17 protein-coding genes are annotated in these 20,557 nt (G+C 61.5%); 6 read left to right on the top strand and 11 right to left on the bottom strand.

From position 1 onward, the window contains the following. Both Q1A44_RS20670 and Q1A44_RS20665 read left to right on the top strand, forming a co-directional pair. Window positions 1-603, top strand: a complete 603-nt coding sequence (locus Q1A44_RS20670; RefSeq protein WP_299629072.1) for a hypothetical protein — start codon at window positions 1-3, stop codon at window positions 601-603. After that, window positions 600-3,098 (top strand): CHAT domain-containing protein, encoded by a 2,499-nt coding sequence (locus Q1A44_RS20665; RefSeq protein ID WP_299629070.1) that lies wholly within the window; start codon window positions 600-602, stop codon window positions 3,096-3,098. The genes Q1A44_RS20670 and Q1A44_RS20665 overlap by 4 nt, the downstream gene beginning before the upstream one ends. Before the next feature lie 84 nt (window positions 3,099-3,182). Here Q1A44_RS20665 and Q1A44_RS20660 read toward each other — a convergent pair whose 3' ends face one another. The 3 genes from Q1A44_RS20660 to Q1A44_RS20650 form a co-directional block, all read right to left on the bottom strand. Beyond that, the gene (locus tag Q1A44_RS20660) at window positions 3,183-4,598 is read right to left on the bottom strand and encodes a peptidoglycan-binding domain-containing protein (RefSeq protein WP_299629068.1); all 1,416 of its coding nucleotides are present in this window, start codon (window positions 4,596-4,598) and stop codon (window positions 3,183-3,185) included. A gap of 244 nt (window positions 4,599-4,842) precedes the next feature. Further along, a complete protein-coding gene (locus Q1A44_RS20655; RefSeq protein ID WP_299629066.1) occupies window positions 4,843-6,144 on the bottom strand; it encodes a peptidoglycan-binding domain-containing protein in 1,302 nt (433 codons plus the stop codon). A gap of 117 nt (window positions 6,145-6,261) precedes the next feature. Next, complete coding sequence (locus Q1A44_RS20650; RefSeq protein ID WP_299629064.1) at window positions 6,262-7,800, bottom strand: SUMF1/EgtB/PvdO family nonheme iron enzyme; 1,539 nt, start codon at window positions 7,798-7,800, stop codon at window positions 6,262-6,264. Between the two features lie 141 nt (window positions 7,801-7,941). On the opposite strand from Q1A44_RS20650, the gene Q1A44_RS20645 reads away from it, so the two are divergent. Continuing rightward, the gene (locus tag Q1A44_RS20645) at window positions 7,942-8,352 is read left to right on the top strand and encodes a VOC family protein (RefSeq protein WP_299629062.1); all 411 of its coding nucleotides are present in this window, start codon (window positions 7,942-7,944) and stop codon (window positions 8,350-8,352) included. Window positions 8,353-8,384: 32 nt separating this feature from the next. Here Q1A44_RS20645 and glpK read toward each other — a convergent pair whose 3' ends face one another. Further along, a complete protein-coding gene (glpK, locus tag Q1A44_RS20640; RefSeq protein WP_299629060.1) occupies window positions 8,385-9,857 on the bottom strand; it encodes a glycerol kinase GlpK in 1,473 nt (490 codons plus the stop codon). Beyond that, entirely contained in the window at window positions 9,854-11,386 is a 1,533-nt protein-coding gene (gene glpD / locus Q1A44_RS20635; RefSeq protein WP_299629058.1) for a glycerol-3-phosphate dehydrogenase, read from the bottom strand. Before glpD ends, glpK begins: the two co-directional genes overlap by 4 nt. 135 nt (window positions 11,387-11,521) lie before the next feature. Between glpD and Q1A44_RS20630 the strand changes: the two genes are divergently transcribed. Continuing rightward, window positions 11,522-12,322: an endonuclease/exonuclease/phosphatase family protein gene (locus Q1A44_RS20630; RefSeq protein ID WP_299629056.1), complete on the top strand. Its 801-nt coding sequence runs from the start codon at window positions 11,522-11,524 to the stop codon at window positions 12,320-12,322. A 7-nt stretch (window positions 12,323-12,329) separates the two neighbouring features. On the opposite strand, the gene idi is transcribed toward Q1A44_RS20630, so the two are convergent. The 6 genes from idi to Q1A44_RS20600 are packed head-to-tail and all read right to left on the bottom strand — an operon-like array spanning window position 12,330 to window position 18,444. Beyond that, complete coding sequence (gene idi / locus Q1A44_RS20625) at window positions 12,330-12,863, bottom strand: isopentenyl-diphosphate delta-isomerase (RefSeq protein WP_299629054.1); 534 nt, start codon at window positions 12,861-12,863, stop codon at window positions 12,330-12,332. Next, window positions 12,860-14,038, bottom strand: a complete 1,179-nt coding sequence (locus Q1A44_RS20620) for a geranylgeranyl diphosphate reductase (protein ID WP_299629052.1) — start codon at window positions 14,036-14,038, stop codon at window positions 12,860-12,862. Before Q1A44_RS20620 ends, idi begins: the two co-directional genes overlap by 4 nt. Before the next feature lie 4 nt (window positions 14,039-14,042). Beyond that, entirely contained in the window at window positions 14,043-15,302 is a 1,260-nt protein-coding gene (locus tag Q1A44_RS20615; RefSeq protein ID WP_299629050.1) for an MFS transporter, read from the bottom strand. Beyond that, the gene (chlG, locus tag Q1A44_RS20610) at window positions 15,299-16,198 is read right to left on the bottom strand and encodes a chlorophyll synthase ChlG (RefSeq protein WP_299629048.1); all 900 of its coding nucleotides are present in this window, start codon (window positions 16,196-16,198) and stop codon (window positions 15,299-15,301) included. Before chlG ends, Q1A44_RS20615 begins: the two co-directional genes overlap by 4 nt. A gap of 54 nt (window positions 16,199-16,252) precedes the next feature. Continuing rightward, window positions 16,253-17,602, bottom strand: a complete 1,350-nt coding sequence (gene ppsR / locus Q1A44_RS20605) for a transcriptional regulator PpsR (protein WP_299629046.1) — start codon at window positions 17,600-17,602, stop codon at window positions 16,253-16,255. A gap of 59 nt (window positions 17,603-17,661) precedes the next feature. Beyond that, complete coding sequence (locus Q1A44_RS20600) at window positions 17,662-18,444, bottom strand: cobalamin-dependent protein (protein ID WP_299629043.1); 783 nt, start codon at window positions 18,442-18,444, stop codon at window positions 17,662-17,664. A gap of 307 nt (window positions 18,445-18,751) precedes the next feature. Between Q1A44_RS20600 and bchF the strand changes: the two genes are divergently transcribed. Both bchF and Q1A44_RS20590 read left to right on the top strand, forming a co-directional pair. Further along, window positions 18,752-19,252 (top strand): 2-vinyl bacteriochlorophyllide hydratase, encoded by a 501-nt coding sequence (gene bchF / locus Q1A44_RS20595; RefSeq protein ID WP_299629041.1) that lies wholly within the window; start codon window positions 18,752-18,754, stop codon window positions 19,250-19,252. Then, window positions 19,249-20,532, top strand: a complete 1,284-nt coding sequence (locus tag Q1A44_RS20590) for a ferredoxin:protochlorophyllide reductase (ATP-dependent) subunit N (RefSeq protein WP_299629038.1) — start codon at window positions 19,249-19,251, stop codon at window positions 20,530-20,532. Before bchF ends, Q1A44_RS20590 begins: the two co-directional genes overlap by 4 nt. Window positions 20,533-20,557: the final 25 nt, after the last annotated feature.

Raw genomic sequence — 20,557 nt, 5'->3', positions numbered from 1 at the left:
ATGCTGGCATTGACCCTGATGTGCGGCGCATTGGACAGCCGCGCAAGCGAGCTGCGTCACAGCGCATGGACCCTTGCGCATTGGGCGTTGGAGGCGGGGAATGCGGCGGCCCTGTCGGACAACCTGATCGTCTATGTGCAAGAGGGTGGCACTCTGGTGGCGGACGACCCGTTTTCCGCTTTGCCTCTGATCGCCGGTCTGCGGGCCTTGCCGGGTGGTGAACGACTGGCGGATCAGGTGCTGGCGACCCGCGCCCGGGGCCAGTTCGGCGGCACCCCACGCGTTGATCTGACCTTGGGGCCCGGCCAGACCCACCAGGCCCCTTTGCGACTGGTTGCCGATGAAATCACCTGGATCGAGGCACGGCTTTGGCGGGGTGCGGACGGGGCCGATATCGACATCACTCTGCGCGCACAGGATGGCACGGTTCTGGCCCAGGACAGCGACCCCGGCACCGGAACCGAAGGGGCCGGGGCCTTGATCCAGTTTGCGCCCCAATCCTGTCTTGATGTGACGTTGCAGGTCATCAATGCGGGGACGGGCGCGGGCCGTGTGGCGATTATGATCCCACAATCCCTGCGAACCACATGCGACGGTCAATGACACGGTTTTTCACGCTTTTGGCGCTGATGGTCCCCTTGGGTTGGGGGGCCATGTCAACTGCACAGCAAGACCTGCCAAGCGCCGCCTTCAACGCAGAAATCGACGCGATCTTTGCCCTCAACCAGATGGAGGTTCGGGCCGCCCGGTTGCTTGAGGCAGGTCAGATCGACGCCTATGACGACGCGCTCTTTGCGGCTTTGGGCCATATCGCGGAAAATCCGGTCATTCCGCAGGTGCGTGCCGGTTTGCTGCTGGTCACCATCGCCGATTTCTATTCCACTTACCGGGCCGATTTCCCGACGATCCACTGGGCGCTAAGCGCCGCCATTCCGATCCTGGAGCGGGATTTGGGGCCCGATCATTTCCAGACCCTTTTTGCCAAATCCATCTGGATTTACTCCAAGCGCAGCGAGATTGCCGCCGAAGCCACTTGGGCACCCTTTGGCGATACACCCGTCTTTTGGGACGGGACCGAAGCCGACAAGACCCCCAGCGCCGAAGATGTCGAGGTTTTGCGCAAGCTGGCAAACCATGCCCGCAGGCACATGTCGCCGCTGAACGCTGTGACGGGGATGACCGAATATGTCGATATCCTCACGCGCGCCAACCGGCACCCCGAGGCCCTCGCCGTTCTGCGCACCATTCTGGAAGAACAGGCGGCCCTGCGCGATGCCGGTCGGCCGCTGAACCCCGAGATCAACTATCTGATCCTGGAACAGTTGGGGTCCTACTTCATCAGTGCAGGGCAGTACGAGCAGGCATTGGGCGTGTTTCAGAACGGCGTGGACGAAGTGCTTGCGCTGATCGAACGCACCCACTGGCAATCCGCCTTGCAAGGGCAGGGGGCCACGTCAGTCGAGGGGCGGATTTACGGCCAGAAATACGCCATGGCCGTTTGGCAAGCTGCCCGTGCCCTGCCAATATCACAGCAAAACGCCTATGCTCCTGCCGCTTTTGAGGCCTTGCAAATGTCAAGCTATGGGCCCGCGTCGGCCGCCGTTGCACGGGCCACCCTGCGCAAACGGGTGCAGGCCTCGCCGCTCGGGCCGCTCTTTGATCGGTGGATCAACGCCGTACCTGGCACCCGAGAAGAGATCGCCTTGGGCGAAGCGCTTGACGCGCGACTACCCGCTTTTCTTAGCGGTCAGATGCCCGTGCCCCTGCCGCTCGAACAGGTGCAAGATACGATGATCCATGCCGATGAGGCGTTGATCATGATCCTGCCCTCCACCCTGTTTGACAGCACGGGGGACGACGCCTTTCACGGTCTGGTGTTGGCGATCACCCAGGACGGCGCGGCCCTCGCGGGATTGGACTTGCCCACTTTTGCGCTCAGCCAAGGGATCGGGTTTCTGCACCATTTCCTCGATCCGCCCGATAGTGCCGGTGGCGCAACGCGCGCGCCCTTGGCCAATGTCCAGAACACGGGGCCTGCGGCGACGGCCCGGCTGACCGCCGCCTTTGCCTTTGAAGAGGCCAAGGCGCTGCACGACGCCTTTTTCGGCGCGCCGCAGATTGCGCACCTGATCCAGGACAAGCCCGAATGGACCCTCATCCCGATGGGCAACACCCTCAGCTTGCCGTTTCCGGCGCTGATCGTGGATGACCCCGGCGACCCTACCCAACGGATGCGCAGTGCCGACGACCTACGTGCCGTGCGCTGGTTGGGACACGAACGGGCCCTGACGGTTGTGCCATCGGTGGCGGGTCTGGCCGACTTGCGCCAACGGCAACAGCAACGACGCACGAATACGGCGCGGCTCAGCTATGTGGGGTTTGGCGATCCGGCTTTTGCGGGCGCGCAGGGCGGGAGCCTGCCCCCGGTCGGGACGCTCTTGCGCAGCAGCGGGGCGGACCGGGCCAGTGCCTTGCGTGCCTTGCCCCGACTGCCCGGCACCCGGCGTGAAGTGCAGGCCATGTCGCAGGTTTTTGACACCCATAACAGCCTGATGTTTCTGGACGCGGATGCGACCGAAACACGGTTGCGCTACCTCAGCGCGCGAGGCGCATTCGACAATATCGACGTGCTGCATTTCGCCACCCACGGCCTGCTTGGCGGGGCCTTTGACGGGCTGTCGGAACCGGCCCTTGCCTTTACGCCCGAACCGGGGACGGACACCCCCTTGCGCGATGGGCTTTTGACCGCGACCGAGGCTGCACAACTGAACCTGAATGCCGAATGGGTGATCCTGTCTGCCTGTGACACGGCCGGTGACGAGGGGTTTGGCGGCGACGGTGTCGGCGGGCTGGCGCAAGGGTTCCTGGCGGCAGGCGCGCGCAACCTTCTGGTGTCGCACTGGCGGGTTGACGATCTGGCCGCCGAGCGGCTTGTGACCGAAACAGTGATCGCGTCGCAAACGGGTGGGGCCAGCAAGGCCGAAGCGCTCAGGGCCGCCATGGCCAAACTGGCCCAGGATACATCGCGGGACGGCGCGGCATTGCCCCATGCGCACCCGTCGATGTGGGCACCGTTTCTGCTGATCGGGGGCGGTTAAGGTCCTGACACCGGACCAGGGCCAAACGAAAACGGGCGACCCCAAGGGCCGCCCGTTGTTGTTCAGATAGAACTGACGAGACGCTTATTGCTGGACCGGCTGCAACGCAGGCAGTGTTGCCGACGTTTTGATCAGATTGGGCAACTGGCCGGTGTTGCCAGCCCGCTGGGCATCCAGCTGCAATGCTGCACGAATGACCTGGATCCGCTCCGACGTGGTGCTGGGCACAAATGCAGGGGTTGCTCCTTGCTCAAGGGCGGCCATGGACGACTGATAGTAAGGGACAGCCGCCGACGAAGACGCCGTTACACCAAAACCTTCACGCAGGTGATGGCCGACCATTTCACCATAGGGCGCCTGATCCGCCGCCAGCATCGCCATGACACCCGACAGGGCCATCTCGGCGTTATCCAGACGGTAGCCGATGCCCATGCAGATCTGGCCATAAGCGGCCGTTGTCGCAGGATCGGTCAGACCCAGGCCCGCAGCAGTGGTCTTGGCCGTGGCAATCGCCTGAGGCTGTGGCGTATCGGCGAGGCTGGCCAGAACGGGCTCGAACCCGGTCTTGATCTGTGCGCAAAGCGCTTCCAGCTCGGTCTCCGACACTTGGAACTGAGATGCGACAGACCCGCCCTGCGTGATCGCAAAACCGCGTGCTTCGCAGAACTTTTCGCTCAGCGCCTGGTTGCTGTCTGTCATGTTCGACGCCTGAATGACGCCACCCTGAATGCGGGTTGTCTGATCCACCAGCTCACAACGGGATGCCGCCGACACGATGACCTGACCAATGGGCTTCAGCGGTGCCAGTTTGGGCAGTGCGCCCAATTGAGGCTGTGGCGTCGGGTTGGCACGGGGCAGGGGTTGGATCGGCTGCGGTTGCGGCTGAGGCTGCACGCCGGCATTGTTGAATTGCTGGCCGTTCTGCCAGGTGCCGGTGTTGCCCTGATTGTTCGCATAGCCATTGCCGTAATTGCGCTGAACCGGATCGCCAAATTGCGACGGGAAGTTCGGGTCACGCTGGATGTTCAGCAGGCCCCGCGGACCAACGGCCGCCATCGTGCGGGGGTAGGCATTGCCGGCACCCGCATTCAACTGCTGCCAACCGCCCACAAGCATGTTGCGCTCTGCTTCGGTCAGCTGACCGGTGCGGGCATATCCCATGTACCCTTGATAGTCGCGGATCGCGGCGCGGCTGCGCTTGCCCAAAGAGCCGTCAACAGCCCCCACAGGAAACCCGAATGCATTGAGAGAGCTTTGAACGTCGCGGTTTTGCTGACGTTGGGCCTGGCTGATGCCCGACGACCGTGGGGCCGTGCTGCGGGACTTGGATCGGTTGCCTTTGCAATTCAGTGCGCCGGTCGCACAGCCAAGGATCGCCGCGCCACCTAGAACGCCAAGCGCCTTGCCCAGGTCCGCTTCGGCACGTTGCGTGCCCGATGTCATCGCAAGAGCCGCAATCATTCCAACAATGATGGGTTGTGTCACAAGTTGACGCTTCATCTTAAAAATCTCCGTACATATCCCGCCGTCTTATCAAAAAACCTAGCAGGAGTCTTTACACGATGCACGTTACAAAATTTGTGATTTCATTCTTTGGCTCGGTCTTTGGCCATGTGAAATTGTAGATATTAAGCTATTTCCACGCCGCACCCCTATTTCAGGAAGCCAGTGAATTGAATGATCCACCCAAGTGCGAATCAATTCGGGCGGCCACAAAGACCGCCCGTTTCAGATGGTCCGCCGCTTAATGCTGAACCGGTGCGAGGGGCGTCAATGTCGCGTTGACAGGGGCCAACGTGGCGGGCCGCACACCTCCGGTTGCCGCGCGCTGTGCGCTCAGTTGCAGGGCCGCACGAATGACTTGAACCCGTTCCGGCGTCGTGCTGGGTTCAAAGGCCGCGGTCGCCCCCTCCTGCAACGCCGTGATGGCAGAGGTGTAGTAGTGGACCGCAGCGGCCGGGGCTGCGGGCACTCCAAACCCTTCGCGCAGGTGATGGCCCACCACTTCGGCATAGGGCTCAGCCCCCGTGCCCATCATCACAAGGGCACCAGCCAACGCCATCTCCGCATTGTCCAACCGATAGCCGAGGCCCAAGCAAATCTGACCATAGGTCATCGTCATTGTCTGATCGCTCAGCCCCCGACTTGCGCCAGCCGTTTGGGCCATGCGCGCAACTTGCGCAGGCTGGGTGTCAGGCAGGGCCGCCACAACGGACTGAAGGCCGGTGGTAATGCTTTGGCAATGAACCTCCAGCTCCGCGTCAGACACCTGAAAGCCTGCTGCAACTGAACCGCTTTGCGTAATCGCAAAGCTGCGGGCGTCACAGAATTTTTCGCTCAGCGCCTGATCGGGGTTGGTCATGTTGACGGCGGGCACAACGCCACCCTGAATGCGCGTTGTCTGAACCACCAGCTCGCACCGGGCCGCAGCAGAAGTCGAGGCCTGATCACGGGCCTGCAAATCAGGGATCAAACCGTCCGCCTGACGTTCCGGTTGAGGTAAAAACGGCTCATTGTCCCATGTGCCATCAAGGTCATAGCTCCCGCCCGCCCGATCGCCAAAGCGCGCGGGAAAGCCCGGGTCACGCTGGGCGTTGAGCATCCCGCGCGGACCAACAGCGGCCATCATCGCAGGATAGGCACTGCCCTCGCCCCGTTGAAACGCCTGCCATCCACCGATGAGCATATTGCGTTCGGCCTCTGTCAACTGACCAGTGCGGGCATAGCCCATATAGGCCTGGTAGTCGCCAATGGCAGCACGGCTGCGCTTGCCCAGAACACCATCTGCGACGCCGACGGGAAAGGCAAAGGCGTTCAGCGCATGTTGCACATCACGGTTCTGCTGGCGCTGTACAGCGCTCATACCAGGCTTGTAGCCAGGTTTCGGCCGCGGCTTTCCCCGCGAAATCTCGTTGAGCATCAACAGGCCAAGGGCGCCAAGGGCAGCTTCAGCCCCACCTGCGGTTGCGCGCTCAACACTGGTGGTCACCATGAGGGTCGCGATGATCGCGCTACTGACCGATTTTGCTACGAAATGCTGTGCCATGTTCTGTCTCTCCGATGCCAAGGGTTGCTTGCCATTGGGGTACGCGGGTCGGGTATTCAGTGCACGTGACAAAAAATGTGAGCGAGAATTGGAGAAAAAATTCGGGGCGCTTCAATTCTAATTGATGGCCTGCGCCAATAGATCGCCTTTGCTCATATCGGGGGTTTCCACATAAACCAGCAAATCCGCCCAAAACCGATTGAGCATGGTCAGCAATTGGGTCTGTTCGGCCTGGGCCAAATCCTGAACAAGGCTGGTATAGGCCTCTTCGCGCATGGTCTCTTCAACGTCAGAGGCGAGCGTTTCCAGTGTTGCACGATAAGACAACAAATACGTGTCGACGCTGTCACGCAGGGCAGTCAATCGGTCCACGTTCAGGACAAGCGTCTGCATCATCTGTTCGCGCTGCGAGCCTTGCAACAGGGCCAGCCTGTCGCGCAGCGCCAGGCTGTCGCGTGTCAGGCGTTGCACCTCAAGATTGCCGTCCTGCAATGTCTCGACAAAGGCGGCACCACTTAGCAACGTCGATTTCGCCGCCTGAAACAACGATTCCGCCGCGGCTTCCCGGGCCACCCGAAACTCCAGTTGCAACCCGCTCAGCGCATCGCGTCTTCGGGGGTCAACCTCTTCTTCCAGCAAGGCGGCCAGTGCGGCCAGGGGATCGGCTTCGGCATCCGACGGGCGATCCGCCTCTTCGGCCCAGTTCTCGCGAATACGCTCATAGCGGTCTTCCGACACAACCACAGCAGTCAGAACCAGACGCATCCCGAAATACTCGCCCGCGAGGGCCTGGCCGGAAAAGCTGGAGAACAGCGGGTATTCGCTGCGTTTGGCCGTGTAGATCTGCGCATCTTCAAGGTCCGCCGACCCGCCACGGGTGACCAGACCGCCAGTCTGGCCATGGCTGCGACCAATGGCATTGAGGCGAAAAGGTTCCAACATCAGCTCTTCGGCATTGCCGTAAATGTCCATCAAACCCAAGGGGTTGGGCGCGCGACGCCCGCCCATGACGGTCAGCCCGCCGCCGCCGCTGCCTGGCGCACGAAACGCGGCATAGTCAGGCAGGCTGCCGTCCGCGAAAAAGCGGCGCGCGGCAAAAGTGGCCCCATCTGCGCGGGCGCCGCCACGGGCGGCATATTCCCATTCGGGTTCGGTGGGCAGGCGCAGAAATCCGATCCGGTCACCCGCCGCCGGCAGCGTATCGCGCGCATTCACCATCAACCATTCGGTATAGCGACGCGACACATCCACCGCATCAAACCAGGTCAAACCGCCTTTGGCCCGCGCCTCGATAGGCTTGAACGGCGCATCACAGTCGCCCCTCACCGCGCGGTACTGCGCCTCGTTCAGCTCGTAACGGGCGATGTAATAATAGCTGACGCCGGCCTCCAGATCGTCAAACGCACCGCGCAGATAGGTGGGTTTGAGGTAGTCGGAAAAGGCGGTTGTGGCATCGGATTGGCCCATCCGAAAAGGGCGGTCGGCCAGTGGGCTGTTCACGTCGACCGGCACATCGACCCGCTGAAAGGCCATCGCACCGCCGCAGCCCATGGGCAGGATCAGATCAGCATCCCCATGCAGCCGCGCCGACGGGTCAATCAGGATATCGGGCCAAGGCGCGTCCTGGGCAAGAACGGGGGTCACGGTCAGGCTCATGACCGCCGCAACGAGTATATTGTATATCTTGAACCTGGCGCACATCCTCTATTTGGTAGGTGAGAAATGCAGGCTTGGCAACGGCCCGCGCGGCGGCGATGGCCTGTTGCTATCCACCACAATCCAAGGGGCGCATTCTGGATGCTGAACGGTTTTCACCACGTGGCCCTCATCGTCAGCGATTATGACCGGTCCAAGCAGTTTTACACCGAGATCCTTGGCCTCAAGATCATTGCCGAAACCCACCGGGCGGCCCGGCACTCCATGAAGCTGGACTTGCAAATCCCCGGCGGTGGTCAGTTGGAACTGTTCAGCTTCCCCGACCCGCCCGCACGCCCGTCCACGCCCGAAGCCTGCGGGTTGCGCCATCTGGCCTTCCGGGTCACGGACATTGACGCGACAATCCATGCGCTCGCGGCCAAAGGCGTCGCGGTTGAGGCCATTCGCGTCGATCCCAACACCGGATCACGCTTTACCTTTTTCGCAGACCCGGACGGCTTGCCAATCGAACTATATGAAGTCAGTCGGATAGCTGACCCCGACAGTCATTAAATTACATAATCCTGATTACAGCCGCAGCGGCATCACACTGCCTGCGTCGCCGCAACCGCCCGTTGCCAGCGTCCATAAAGCGCGTCGCGGTCGCTTGCCGACATCACCGGATCAAACCGCGCGTCCCGCGCCCAAGTTGCCGCGAACCCGTCCATGTCGGGATAGACCCCCGCAAACATGCCCGCCAACCATGCCGCTCCCAGGGCCGTCGTCTCAAGACCCGCAGGCCGATCCACCGGCGCGCCCAGCATGTCCGACAGGAACTGCATCGCCCAGTCATTTGCGCTCAGCCCGCCATCGACGCGTAGCACCGCGTCGCCACCATCGGGCCAATCAGCGCGCATCGCCTCCCACAGGTCGCGGGTCTGAAAGCCGATGCTTTCCAGCGCGGCCCGGGCCATGTCGGCGGGGTTCGTGTCGCGGGTCAGGCCGTAAACAGCCCCCCGGCAATCGGGGTTCCAATAAGGCGCGCCAAGACCGGTAAAGGCAGGTACCAGGGTCACATCACCCCGGCCCTCTTCGGCCAGGGCCTGCGTCTGTGACGCCGTCTCGATGACACCCAGCCCATCGCGCAACCACTGCACCACAGCCCCCGCGACAAAGATCGATCCCTCCAGCGCATAGGTCGGTTTGCCGTCCAGTTGATAGGCTACGGTGGTCAGCAATCGGTTTTGCGACCGCGTTGGCGTGTCGCCGGTGTTGAGCAGGGCAAAACAACCCGTCCCATAGGTGGACTTCAACATGCCGGGCTGAAAACAGGCCTGTCCGATAGTCGCCGCCTGCTGGTCCCCCGCCACGCCCAAGATACGGGTCTGACCACCCAAAAGGTCGGTGGTGCCAAATTCGGCAGCACAATCCAGCACTTCGGGCAGCATCTTCATCGGGATGTCGAGCATGGCACACATTTCAGTGCTCCACGCTCCTTTGTGAATGTCATACAGCATCGTGCGGGCCGCATTCGTGGCATCCGTCACATGGCGTTTGCCCCCGGTCATGTGCCAGATCAGGAAACTGTCGACCGTCCCGAAAAGCAGTTTGCCCGCCGCCGCCCGCGCCCGCGATCCTTCGTTCTGATCAAGGATCCATTTGACCTTGGTCGCGCTGAAATAGGGATCAAGCAGCAGGCCCGTCACAGCCGTCACCGTCTCACCATGACCGTCGGCGCGCAGGCCTTCACACATCTCGGCGGTGCGACGGTCTTGCCAGACGATGGCGTTGTGCAGGGGCGCGCCGGTCTCTGCGTCCCAGATCACAGTGGTTTCGCGCTGGTTCGTGATGCCGATGGCGGCAATGTCGCCCGCACCAAGACCGGCCTTGTCCAGCGCCGCCTTGCAGGTCGATTGCACCGTCGCCCAAAGGTCAGCCGGGTCATGTTCCACCCATCCGCTGGCCGGGAAATGCTGTTCAAACTCTTCCTGCGCAGAGGCAATCGGTTTCATATCGCCGTCAAACACAATGGCGCGCGAGGACGTGGTGCCCTGATCAATGGCCAGAATATGGGTCATGCGGCGTTTTCCTTCATCCAGTCGTTCACGGCGGCGCGCTGATCTTCGGTCAGACGCAAGCCCAGCTTAGTGCGCCGCCACAGCGCATCATCCCCCGCCAGCGCGTATTCGCGCGATATCATCCATTTCAACTCGGCCCCCGTCAATGTGGCGCCAAAGTCGGGGCCCAGATCGGCGGCCGTCTTGGCCCCGCCCATCACATCGCGGGCTTCGGTTCCATAGGCACGGATCAGGCGGGCGGCCCATTTCTCGTCCAGAAACGGATACTCCGCCATCAGCTGATCGCGCAGCTTGCCCACATCCTTCACCGCAAAATCGCCCCCCGGCAGGGCCACGCCCGCGGTCCAGGGTTGCCCCAACTCCATCTTGGCCAGCGCCTGTTCGGCCAGCTTGCGATAGGTGGTGATCTTGCCGCCAAAGACGCTCAGCAGCGGCGCGCCATTGGTATCCAGCGCCAGCACATAATCCCGCGTCGCCGCCGTGGCCGACGCCGCGCCATCGTCGTACAACGGGCGCACACCCGAATAGGTCCAGACCACATCGTCGGGCGTCACCGGCTGTTTGAAATACTCGGTCGCAAAGGCACAAAGATAGTCACGCTCTGCATCACTGATCGTGGGCTTGGTATCCGGATCATCATGATCCGCATCGGTGGTCCCGATCAGGGTAAAGTCCTGCTCATATGGAATGGAAAAGATGATGCGCCCATCGGTGCCCTGAAAGAAATACGCCTTGTCGTGGTCATACAGCCGCTTGGTCACGATATGGCTGCCCCGCACCAACCGGATCGCGTGTTGGGTGTTCTGGCGCATCACGCCGGTCAGGATGTCAGCGACCCAGGGGCCGCCCGCATTGACCAGCGCCTTGGCGCGGAACGTGCCCTTTTCGGTCTCAATCTTCCACAGATCGCCATCGCGCTCGGCACTTGTGACGGGGCAACGGGTCAGGATCGTGGCGCCGCGCGCCTCGGCGTCGCGCGCGTTCAGCATGACCAGTCGCGAATCCTCGACCCAGCAGTCACTATATTCATAGGCCATCTTGAAGCGGTCCTTGAGGGGCGCGCCCTCGGGGGCCGATCTCAGATCCAGGGTCTTGGTTCCCGGCAAAATCTCGCGCCCGCCCAGATTGTCATAAAGGAACAGACCCAGGCGGATCAGCCATGCGGGCCTTCGCCCTTTCATCCAGGGCATGACCCACCCCAAAAGGCGCGACGTCGGCGTTTCGCTGTCGAACCGCATGTCCTTGGCATAGGGCAGAACAAAGCGCATGGGCCAGCTGATATGAGGCATCGCCTTGAGCAGGACTTCGCGTTCTTTGAGCGAGGACTTCACCAGCCCGAACTCGAAAAACTCAAGGTAACGCAGGCCGCCGTGAAACAGCTTGGTCGACGCCGAAGAGGTTGCACCGCCCAGATCGCCCGCTTCGGCCAGACCCACATTCAGGCCACGGCCGGCCGCATCCCGGGCAATGCCGCAGCCATTGATCCCGCCACCAATGATGAAAAGGTCGAAAACCTTGTCGTCCGCCACGCCGTGCCCTCCCCTGAGTTCTTGGGGACGTTGTAGGCCGAACTTCCCAGGGCTTCAATCGTTAGCGCTAGCGCGTCTCTTGCGGAATGTCCCGAATACGGCAACTGTCGCACAACAGAGCAGGTGGGGGTCATAATGGACATCATGTGTTTGAACGGATGGGGCGGCAAGCTGCATAACCGGCTGTTGCCCTATGTCGCAACAACCGTCCCCGACATCTTGTGCCTGCAAGAGGTGGTGCACAGCCCTGCCTCGGACAAGGATTGGCTGACCTACAAAGACGGCGATCACATCCTGCCACAGCGGGCGAATTTCTTTCGTGACGTATGTCGCGCCCTGCCCGATCACATGGCCTTTTTCTGCCCCGCCGCGCAGGGCGTGTTGTGGGACGCGGATCAATCCGTGCCGTCACAATGGGGCCTCGCAACCTTTGTGCACAAATCGCTGCCCATCGTCGGTCAGGTACAGGGGTTCGTGCACAAATCCTATTCCCCCGACGGCTACGGCGATCACCCCCGCTCGCGCAGCGCGCATGGGGTGCGGGTCTATGACGACATCGCGCGGCGGTTTGTCAGCGTAACCCATATGCACGGACTACGGGATCTGATGGGCAAGATGGACACGCCCGCGCGGGCCGCGCAGGCAAAGCGGCTTTTGCAGATGGTCGAACAGGTGTCGGAACCCGGTGACGTGCAAGTGGTCTGCGGCGATTTCAACGTCGAACCCGACAGTGAAACGCTCGCAATTTTGTCACAGGCCGGTTTGTCCGAACTGGTCCTTGGGTGCGGATTTACAAGCACCCGCAATGCCCAGTACAAGAAACCGGGGCGATTTGCCGATTATATGCTGATCAATGAAACAGATGCCGTGCGCAACTTCGATGTGGTCTACGACCCCGAGGTCTCAGATCACTGCCCCCTCGTGCTGACGATCTAACCCAGGCTCAGGCCTGTACCAAATCCGCGCCAAAGATCGTGGCCACATGCTCGGTCATGTATATGCGCAGCCAGGGGGTAAAGCGTTCGGGGTAACCCGCAATCGCCGCTTGCAGATCGGTATATTCAACCCATTCGGTGGCCATGACCTCATCCGGATTGGGCACCATCACCATGTCGTCCGGCGCATGACCGACATAGACTTCGACAACCTCATGCTCGATCAACCCGCCCCCCACATCGGCGCGGTATTCCAGGTGGTGGCGATGCTCCAGCGGCAGGCCCTTGATCCCCAGCTCATCATCCAGGCGGCGCACGGCGCAATCATCCGGCGCCTCATCCCAGTCGGGATGGGTGCAACACGTGTTCGCCCACAACCCCGGCGTATGGTATTTCTCCATCGCGCGCTGTTGCAGCAGCACTTTCGTGCCCCGGATCACGAACACCGATACCGCCTTGTGCTTAAGGCCCCGCTGATGGGCTTCAAGCTTTTCAACAGGCACCAGCGTGCCGTCAATCCAGGCGGGGATCATGATGCTCATACGTGGTTCGCTTTCACCAATCCGGTCAGGTGGCACATGTTCTTGATGCCGATCTTGATATGGGCCATGGGGCGCGCGCGCACCAGTTTCTTGTTCATATAGGCCTCAAAGGTGAGGCGCTGCACATCCACATCATGGCAGAGCGAGACAAAACGCTCGCGGCGGTCGTCGCTGCGGTAATAAGCGTTCTGCATCGAGGCGAGAACCCGGAACACCATCTTGTGCTCACGCATGAACAGCTTGCGGGCCAGCCGCAAATCCTTTGCCCGGCCCGAGGCCAAAGTCGCCGCACAGGCGGTCGCGGCCACCCGGCCCCCCACCATCGCATAGTAAATCCCCTCGCCCGAGGATGGGGCGACCACGCCAGCGGCATCACCGGCCAGCACAACATCCTTGCCATTGTCCCAGCGGTCCATGGGCTTTAGCGGAATGGGCGCACCCTCGCGGCGCAACGTCTCGCAATCGGTCAGGCCAGAGGCGGCGCGCAGGTCGGCCGTCGCCTGCTTGAGGTTCACGGAACTCAATTCCGACCCCATGCCGACACTCGCACTGTCCCCATGGGGAAAGACCCAGCCATAAAAGTCGGGTGAAATCGCACCGTCATAAATCACGTCACAGCGGACGGGATCGTACACTTCGGTCTTGGCCGGGGCCTTGATGATCTCGTGATAGGCAAAGACCAGCGGCACCTTGTCGGCATCCTTGACCTCGGCCAGACCCACACGGGATTTGGCCCCATCGGCCCCGATCACCAGCTTACATGGCAGTTCACGCGTTTCTTGGGTTTCCTTGTCGCGGTAGATCACGACCGGCGTGCCATTGGGGCGTTCGATTTTCACAAAAGTGCCGGTGAAATACTCGGCCCCCGCCTCTGCCGCGCGCTGACGTAGAAAAGGGTCGAAATCCTTGCGATCGACCATGCCCACAAAACCGTTTTCGATCGGAATATCCACATGCCGCCCGGTGGGCGAAATCATGCGCGCCGTATTCACCTTGGCCACAAGCTGTTCGTCACCGATGTGAAAGTCCTGCATCAGGCGCGGCGGAATGGCCCCGCCACAGGGCTTGATCCGCCCCTCGCGGTCCAGCAAAGCGACCGAATGGCCCGAGCGCACCAGATCTTCGGCAGCGGTGGCCCCGCTTGGGCCTCCGCCCACAACGACTACATCATACATGTCTCTATTCCCCCGGAACCAAGGTTACATCAGTCATTTCATGGGCCTCGCGCATCACGCGGGCCGCCACAAAGGCCGCCGCCAGAAACAGCGCCGCCTCAAGTGTGAACACCGCTGCATAGGCGGCCGCATCGGTCATGATCAGGCGGGTCAGGTCCAGCGTACTGGTCGCCAAAAGCCCGGCAAGCCCCGCCGCAATCGCTTGTGCTGCGCCAAAGACACCCATGCGGGTGCCCGCCGCCTCGGCCCGCGCGGCGGCCAGTTGCATCATCGACCCAACCGCGCCAACGACAAAGAGGCCATTGCCGAGGCCCAGCACAACCGTGCTCGGCACCAGCGGCAGCCCGGTGGCGAAACCCATCAGGCCCGCTGCGGACAAGACGCAACCCGTCACCGCCCAGAACCGCAAGCTGCCAATGGCGAAATGCGACAGCATCCCGGCGGCGATCATTCCCAACAGGGCCGCACCGTCCTTGCCCCCGGACAGCTTGGTGCTGTCCTCGGGGCTGAGGCCATGGATATGGCCCGCAAACGGTTCGAAAATCAGTTCCGACAGGAAAAAGGCGAGGATCGACAGGAAGACAAAGCCGGTAAACTTGCGCGCCACCGGATCGGCCCAGGTGCTGCGCAGCCCCTCCATCAAAGGGATGTCATCGACAACAGGTGCTGCGGGCAATCCACGCTCAACCCGCCAGGTCGCAATCACACACATTAAACAGGCAATCAGGCTCACAACGCTCACGACGCCCACAAGGCGTTCCGCACTGTAAGGCTCCAGCGCGATGCCCGTCCCGACAGAAGCAAAAATCGCACCGGCAATCAAAAACAGCCAAGCAAGGGTGGCCGACGCGCCTTTACGCGGCCCCGTCACGCTGGCCAGCAGCGCCAGAAAGGACGTGCCCGCCGCGCCAATACCCAACCCAATCGCCGCGTAGGCGACAAACCAAACCGCAAAGGCCCAGACCATCGACGTGTCGGCCAGTTGAATACCCCAGGCCGCACCCACAACGCCAAGCGCCACAACAGCAATCCCGCCCAGGATAAACGGCGTCCGCCCGCCCCTGATATCCGAACGGTGGCCCCAAACGGGCCGCGTCAGCTGCACACCATAATGCAAGGCCACCAGCAAACCGGGCAACAGCGCGGGCAAGGCCAGCTCGACCGTCATCAACCGGTTAAAGAGGTTCAAGGGCAATGCGGCGAGGCCCCCAATGGCGGCATTCACCAGACAAAGCCGGACCAGAGTCAACCACCCCACACTCATCCCAACCCCCTGAGCGCAAAGGCGGCGATCATCATGCCAGAGACATAAAGCAGCACGCCGGTGCCATTATACCAAGGGGCCTTGGCGCGCGGGTCCTTGAACATGACAGTCATGGCCCAGAATTGGACAAGCAGCACAGCGGCGACGCCAGCGGCATGAAACGGGCGATCCCACATAAAGAGCAAGCCGAGGACAACAGCCTGCGGCACCGACATCACCAGACACGCAACCTGTGCGGCACGGCGTGGGCCAAGGGTGACAGGCAATGAATTCACGCCCATCTGGCGGTCGCCCTCCAGCGCCTTGAAATCGTTGAGGGTCATGATGCCATGGGCACCGACACCGTAGAGTAATGCAATCAAAAGAACCTCGGCACGTGGCGCACCCGCCGACAAAACGGCAGCACCCGTAACCCAGGGCAAGGTTTCATAGCTGAGGCCCACAAGGCCCGGACCCCACCAGCCAGAGCGCTTCAGGCGGACAGGTTCCGCCGAATAGGCCCAGGCCGCCAGCACACCCACAACAGTCGCGCCAAAGCCCCACGGGCCAAGTTGCCAGCCGACAAAGAGGGAAAGGCAAGACATTGCCAAAGCGATCCACAGGCCCCATCGGCCAGGAATGCGGCCCGACGGGATCGGGCGGTCAGGTTCGTTGATGGCGTCCACATGGCGGTCGCACCAGTCATTCGCGGCCTGAGACATCCCACACACGATGGGACCGGCCAGCAGAATACCCAGCAACACCAGATGCCACTGCCCCGCAGGCGACGCGCCCGACGCAATCAGCCCGCACACATAGGCCCACATCGGCGGGAACCACGTGATCGGCTTGATCAAACGCAGCGCAGCCGCAGGTTCAGGGAAACGGCGCACGTGTAAGGATTGGCTAACATCCATAGTGTCAACTATGTCTGACACTTTGAGTCGGTGCAAGGGCTGTGTCAGGGGGCCTTAGTCTTTGGCCAGCAAACCGTATTTGCGCAGCTTGACGTAAAGCGACTGGCGCGACAGGCCCAACATCTCGGCCGCCGCAACGCGGTTGTTGTTGGTCAGGGTCACAGCCGTCTCGATGCACATCTTTTCAACGACATCGGTGGTTTCGGCCACAATATCCTTGAGGGTGGACGAGCCCACCAGATCCATCACGTTATGGCCCGGGTCTTGCAGGGCGGTGGCCCCGTCGGTGCGGCGAACGCCCTCCATACGGCTGACATCTCGCAGGATCAGGGCAATGACGGGGCTGTCCGGATCCTGCAGCAGGGTCGCCGAAAGCTCGACGGGCACACGAGAACCCAGATCATTAACCAGCTTGGTGGCATAGGCGCGCATCTGGCCCGCCTTGTCGGTGTTCTGCAAAATCACATCGAGGTCAATTTTGCCACGTGCGAAATAATCCGACAGGGTCACGCCGACGACATCGCTCATATGGGCCGATCCGACCAGATCAAGGAACGCCTCGTTGACTGAAAGAACAGTGCCACGGGTGTCGATAAAGACAACACTGTCGCTGGTCTGACGGAACAAGGCCGCCGCCTGGCCAGAGGTCGTATCGGGCAACTCCGAAGCGTCTGCATCGCCCAGAATGCGACACATCAATATGCGCTGCCCGCCCGCGCGGAACACGATGGGGTCAAGAGACAGGGATTGGCGGGTGCGGGTAGAGACAACTTTGACCGGGCCCGCATCCTCCGACAAGGTCGCGTTCATCATGCTCTCGATCAGCTCTGCACCCGATCGGTCCGAAAACAAGGTGGCAAAGGTCGCGCCATTCAACGTGTCAGGTTTCATGCCCAGCAAAGCGGCGGCACGATCGTTGGCATCCTCTACCCGCCCGGTCTGGGCAGAGACAAAAACAACCGCCTCCTGCACATTGGCCATCACAACGCGGTAACGGGCGTCAAACTCACGCCGCGCCTCGTAACCCTGTTCCAACGCGATCTGCGCCTGAACCAACTGCTGCTGCGTCTCGGCAATCGGGCGCAGGTCACGGCCCAACAGCAAAACGGCATCCTCATGGCCAAAGCGGTGGAAGGTATAGCGCACAGGATACTGCCAGACCGCATTGTCGGAATGGTTCAGCTCAAGAGGTTTTTTCGGACCCACACCAGACAGATAAGCGTCATGGGCGGTCAGAAACTTGCCAACGCTGTCCTCGGTCAGAAAGTCGACAACGGGGCGGCCCTCCCAATGGCGCAAATTGCCAAAGCTGTCGTCCTGAGTATTGATGACAACAGATAGAATGGTGGCCTCTGCCGATACGACCAATGCAATATCCGAGGCCGCACCAATGATGCTGCTCAAGAACTCGGGTTCGATCAAGGGAACGGACCCGCTGGTCCAGAAATTGCTGCCGCCAGTTGTCATCCCTGGCCCAGGGCTTTCTTGCGCTTGGCACAAAAACTGACCACATCTTTTGCGGTATTGGTCATAAGGTCTGCGCCCGCCTTCTCTCTCATTCCGTCCAAGTCGCCCCTGACAGGGCCACCCAGGGCGATAACTGGGGTTGGATGGGTATTTTCCCGTATCTTTTGAACAGTTCTGGCGATGGAATCAAGGGCCGCACTCCGGGCGCAGGTAAACAGAACCATATCGGGCTGATCACAGGTCACGCGGGCGGCAACAGTCTTGGGTGTTTCGCAAATGGACACCGCCGCTTCGCAGCCCAAACGACGCAATTGGGCGGCCACCACATTGGCGCCCAGCAAATGCTGTTCGGCCTCCGGTACCACCACAAGGGCATGCATGACATCATCCGTGTCTACAGACGGGCGATGATCGACCTCCACGCTGGCTTCGATCAGCAAGGATTGCAGGCGCAGCGACCCAATGGTCACTTCGGCGAAATCAATATCCGACTCCATCCACATTTCACCCAAACACACGGCGGACTGGGGAATATAGACGTCTATCACGGCATCCACGGTCAACCGATGGCCACGCAGCTCGTGCATCACCTGCACCGGATCAAAGCCGCGCTTGGCCAGGGCCGTGCGCACCAAATAGTCGACAATCACCTGACGCGCGCCCGCAGGGGTCACCGCCTGGCGCTCAGACAGCATCATGATCACTTTGGAGGCAAGCGGCTCCAGGTCCCGGTAGGGCCCTGGGTTCATCATCGTGCCACGTGTGTCGTCATGCGTCATGAATTACCCCAATCGGTAGAAACGCAGGTGACGACTCTGGCGCATCAGAGTCGCGTATTTCGCCGAAATTGTCTGCCCTGAGGCCCATGTTGTCAACCGAATTTGACAGTTTTTCCAAATCGCGCCGCCCAAGACAGCGCCTGAATCACCAAAGAACCGGTTTTTTCCATAATTTGTTGATGATTTCAACCCAAGGCACTGTCAATCACAGCAAACACGGAACCTTTTCCAGACTGTAAGTTTTAATTGACACTTTTCCCTGCACACCGATACTTTGGATCAATAGCCAAGCAAAGGGTTCCCCCATATGTCCGACAGGACGCACCACACCGCCGCATCGCAAGGGCTCTATACGCCCGAGCAGCGCGCGCGCCGTGACGCCACCATCTGGACCCCGGTTCAGGGGGTCTTGGCGCCATTGCAATTCGTGGTGTTTCTGATCTCGCTGGTGCTGGTAATCCGCTACCTGATGACCGGGGCGGGCTACGAGGTGGCCACCGTCTCCATCGTGATCAAGACCGGCGTGCTTTACGTGATCATGATCACCGGGGCAATCTGGGAAAAAATCGTTTTTGGCCAATATCTTCTGGCCCCCGCCTTCTTTTGGGAAGACGTTTTTTCCTTTCTCGTGATCGGCCTGCATACCGCCTATCTCTGGGCGCTCTTCACCGGCGCTTTAGCACCACAGGCGCTGATGTTCCTCGCGCTGGCGGCCTATGGCACTTACGTGATCAACGCGGCCCAGTTCATCCTCAAATTGCGCGCCGCCCGGCTCCAGGCCGCGACCCCGATCGAGGCCACCGCATGACCGAACTTCCCCGCCTTCCAGCGTCCGGCGGTTGCCGTGACACGCCGATTCTCAAACAGCGCGGCCAACGCGAAGTGTTCTGCGGTCTGACCGGAATCATCTGGCTGCACCGCAAGATGCAGGACGCGTTCTTCCTCGTCATCGGCTCGCGGACCTGCGCGCACCTGCTGCAATCAGCGGCCGGCGTGATGATCTTTGCCGAACCCCGCTTTGGCACTGCCATTCTTGAGGAAACCGATCTAGCGGGCCTCGCAGATGCGCAGGACGAACTCGACAAGGTGGTCGACGAACTGCTGGCGCGCCGCCCCGACATCAAACAGCTGTTCCTTGTGGGCTCCTGCCCGTCCGAAGTGATCAAGCTGGATCTGTCCAAAGCGGCGGAGCGGATGACGCAACGCCACGCGCCGTCGGTCCGCGTGCTGAACTTCTCCGGCTCCGGCATTGAAACAACATTCACCCAGGGCGAAGACGCCTGCCTTGCCTCCATGGTCCCCGTCCTGCCCAAAACCGACGAACGGCAGTTGCTGCTGGTCGGCGCACTGCCCGACGTGGTCGAGGAACAGGCCATCGGCCTTTTGGAGGCCATGGGCATCGGCCCGATCAAGGTGCTGCCCGCCCCCCGCGCCAGCGACGATCTGGGCGTCGGCACCGGCACCGTCTACGCGCTGACCCAACCTTTCCTGGGCGACACCCATGACGCGCTCACCCGGCGCGGCGCACGGCACCTGCCCGCCCCCTTCCCCTTTGGGGATGAGGGTACCACCGGCTGGCTCGCCGCCATCGCGACCGAGTTCAACGTCGATCCCGCCCTGTTTGAAAAAGTCACCGCAGCCCCCCGCGCCCGGGCGCGCAAGGCGATCAGTCAGGCGGCGGAAACGCTCAACGGCAAATCAGTCTTCTTCTTCCCCGACAGCCAGCTTGAAATCCCCCTTGCCCGCTTCCTCACCCGCGAGTGCGGGATGGACGCGATCGAGGTCAGCGCGCCCTTTATCCACAAGGGCATCATCGGCCCCGACCTCGACATGCTTGCCGAAGGGCCGACCATCTCCGAAGGGCAAGACGTCGACCTGCAACTTGACCGCGCCCGCGCCGCGCGGCCCGACCTCACGGTCTGCGGGCTCGGCCTTGCCAACCCGCTCGAAGCGGATGGGCTGGCGACAAAATGGGCCATCGAACTGGTCTTCACCCCGGTGCATTTCTACGAACAGGCTGGCGACCTCGCGGGCCTCTTCTCCCGCCCCCTGCGGCGCGCCGACCTCCTGAAACTGGAGGCGCCCTGATGCTTCTTCTCTTCAAAAATACTCA

The organism is uncultured Tateyamaria sp., from assembly GCF_947503705.1.
Taxonomy (GTDB): domain Bacteria; phylum Pseudomonadota; class Alphaproteobacteria; order Rhodobacterales; family Rhodobacteraceae; genus Tateyamaria.
The sequence above is the reverse complement of the archived record's forward strand: the minus strand, read 5'-3'. Positions and strand labels throughout refer to the sequence as shown.

Coding starts and splice junctions, on each gene's coding strand:
- Q1A44_RS20670 (WP_299629072.1), top strand. CDS start 1: ATGCTGGCATTGACCCTGATGTGCGGCGCATTGGACAGCCGCGCAAGC.
- Q1A44_RS20665 (WP_299629070.1), top strand. CDS start 600: ATGACACGGTTTTTCACGCTTTTGGCGCTGATGGTCCCCTTGGGTTGG.
- Q1A44_RS20660 (WP_299629068.1), bottom strand. CDS start 4,598: ATGAAGCGTCAACTTGTGACACAACCCATCATTGTTGGAATGATTGCG.
- Q1A44_RS20655 (WP_299629066.1), bottom strand. CDS start 6,144: ATGGCACAGCATTTCGTAGCAAAATCGGTCAGTAGCGCGATCATCGCG.
- Q1A44_RS20650 (WP_299629064.1), bottom strand. CDS start 7,800: ATGAGCCTGACCGTGACCCCCGTTCTTGCCCAGGACGCGCCTTGGCCC.
- Q1A44_RS20645 (WP_299629062.1), top strand. CDS start 7,942: ATGCTGAACGGTTTTCACCACGTGGCCCTCATCGTCAGCGATTATGAC.
- glpK (WP_299629060.1), bottom strand. CDS start 9,857: ATGACCCATATTCTGGCCATTGATCAGGGCACCACGTCCTCGCGCGCC.
- Q1A44_RS20630 (WP_299629056.1), top strand. CDS start 11,522: ATGGACATCATGTGTTTGAACGGATGGGGCGGCAAGCTGCATAACCGG.
- idi (WP_299629054.1), bottom strand. CDS start 12,863: ATGAGCATCATGATCCCCGCCTGGATTGACGGCACGCTGGTGCCTGTT.
- Q1A44_RS20620 (WP_299629052.1), bottom strand. CDS start 14,038: ATGTATGATGTAGTCGTTGTGGGCGGAGGCCCAAGCGGGGCCACCGCT.
- Q1A44_RS20615 (WP_299629050.1), bottom strand. CDS start 15,302: ATGAGTGTGGGGTGGTTGACTCTGGTCCGGCTTTGTCTGGTGAATGCC.
- chlG (WP_299629048.1), bottom strand. CDS start 16,198: ATGGATGTTAGCCAATCCTTACACGTGCGCCGTTTCCCTGAACCTGCG.
- Q1A44_RS20600 (WP_299629043.1), bottom strand. CDS start 18,444: ATGACGCATGACGACACACGTGGCACGATGATGAACCCAGGGCCCTAC.
- bchF (WP_299629041.1), top strand. CDS start 18,752: ATGTCCGACAGGACGCACCACACCGCCGCATCGCAAGGGCTCTATACG.
- Q1A44_RS20590 (WP_299629038.1), top strand. CDS start 19,249: ATGACCGAACTTCCCCGCCTTCCAGCGTCCGGCGGTTGCCGTGACACG.